This is a genomic window from Streptomyces sp. (assembly GCF_035644915.1).
Taxonomy (GTDB): domain Bacteria; phylum Actinomycetota; class Actinomycetes; order Streptomycetales; family Streptomycetaceae; genus Streptomyces.
In genome coordinates this window covers 1-1,800 of record NZ_DASQNP010000099.1, presented here as the reverse complement: position 1 = coordinate 1,800, position 1,800 = coordinate 1, and the positions used below count along the sequence as shown (strand labels likewise).

At 74.4% G+C, this 1,800-nt stretch carries 2 protein-coding genes and 1 pseudogene; 2 read left to right on the top strand and 1 reads right to left on the bottom strand.

Going from position 1 to position 1,800, the window contains the following annotated elements:
- Positions 1-247, top strand: a pseudogene (locus VE546_RS11590) (transcriptional regulator); the annotation flags it as partial.
- 39 nt (positions 248-286) lie between these two features.
- Here VE546_RS11590 and VE546_RS11585 read toward each other — a convergent pair.
- Entirely contained in the window at positions 287-901 is a 615-nt protein-coding gene (locus VE546_RS11585; protein ID WP_414720456.1) for an ArsR/SmtB family transcription factor, read from the bottom strand.
- A gap of 75 nt (positions 902-976) precedes the next feature.
- On the opposite strand from VE546_RS11585, the gene def reads away from it, so the two are divergent.
- Positions 977-1,639, top strand: coding sequence for a peptide deformylase (gene def / locus VE546_RS11580; RefSeq protein WP_324921300.1), 663 nt, complete (start codon positions 977-979; stop codon positions 1,637-1,639).
- Positions 1,640-1,800: the final 161 nt, after the last annotated feature.

The following is a 1,800-nucleotide window of genomic DNA, read 5'->3' as shown; positions in this document are numbered from 1 at the left end:
CGGCCGGCGGGACTTCCCCTACAAGGTGAGCGAGAGCGACCCCGAGGTGCTGTACGTCGCCGCACGCACGGACGCGCACGACGTCCGCTGGTACCTGGAGCTGGAGTGGTCCAGTGGCGACCGGCACGGGACGCTCCGCATCGACGACCGCGGTGCGCCGTTCCGCACCAGCGGCGCCCGGGGGCGTCCTTCTTACGTCTATCCGCTGGGCTCGGACGGCTGGACGGAGGCCCCGGAGGAGGGGTGAGCCCGCTGCCGCCGCGACCGCCCGCGCCGGGCACCGGGATCAGGTACCGGGCGGCTCGCCGGCCCCGTCCTCCGGCACCAGGGGGAACAGCCGCACGACCGCGGCGACGGCCGCGGCGTCCGCGGGCCGCGCGGCGGGCTCCCGGTCCCGGTAGCGGTCCAGGAGGCGGCGGACCGATCCGGCGAGTTCGGCCAGTTCGGCGGGGGTGAGGTGGAGCACGGCGCTGAACGCTTCGTCCCGCTGCCACTCGACGGGCGCCTGTGCCCGGTGGGACAGCCAGCGCCGGTAACTCTCGTCCTCCAGTCCGCGCGCGAGCGCGTCGAACCCGTCCGCGTCCTCCCGGCCCTCCGGCCCGTACCGCTCCGGCCGGCCGGAGGACTCCCAGCGCAGCCGCCACGGCCGTGCCCGGCCGCCCTCGTGCGGGGCCTCCTCGATGAGGCCGTACCGGGCGAGCTGCCGCAGGTGGAACGAGCACAGCCCCGAACTGTGGCCCAGCCGCCGCGCGGCCTCGGTGGCCGTGACGGTGCCGACCTCGGCGAGCAGGTCCAGCAGGGCCACGCGCACGGGGTGGTCGGGCAGGGGAAGCGGAGCGGCCCGGCGGGGTGGAGGCGGCGGCGAACCGGTGGAGGCGTTGGGACGTTCTTCGGTATTCACTTTGCAAAGATGGTACTTTGCAAAGCATCCGGTCAAGTCGGCCGACTCGGCACGCGGGGAAGGACGGGGTGGGGCATGGCCGTACGGTTCGGTGCGCAGGGATCGGTGGACCGCCAGGTACGGGTGCAGGGGGTGCCCGCCGACTCCTACCCGCGGCTCGCACCGGAGGCCGGACGGGGCGCGGTGCGCCGCGTCACCGTCGTCGGGGAGGAGATCCTGGGCCGTCCCTGCCGGGAGGTCGCGGAGTTCGGGACGCCGGAACTGTCGCGGCTGGTCGACGACATGTTCGCCACGCTGTACGTCGCGGAGGGCGCCGGGCTCGCCGCCAACCAGGTGGATGTGGACCTGCGGCTGTTCGTGTGGGACTGCACGGACGAATGGGGCGTCCGGCACGTCGGGCACATCGCCAACCCGGTCCTGGACGAGGTGCCGGCCGCGCGGCGCAGGCTCGTCGAGGAGATGGAGGGCTGCCTGTCCGTCCCCGGGCCGTACCGGCCCGTGCCCCGCACCGACCACGCGGTCGTGCGCGGCTTCGACAAGGACGGCAGGCCGCTGGTGATCGAGGGCCGGGGCTACTTCGCCCGCTGCCTGCAGCACGAGACCGACCACCTCCACGGCCGTCTGTACCTGGACCGGCTCGCCCGGCGGGAACGGAAGGAGGTCCTGCGCGAGATGGCCGCGTCGAAGGACGAGGTCTTCGCCCGGCGCGCCGCACGGGCCGCGGAACTGGGGAAGTGACACCGCCCCGCGTCCGGTTCCGCGCCCGGTCCGGCCGCCAACCTCAGATTCCGCTCTGAACCGGCGCCTTCCGGGGTTCACCGCCGGCGTTCCGGACGACACTGCCCACAGGGGAACAGCAGGACGGACGGGGGGACTTCCATGCGCACCGCCTTCCGGCG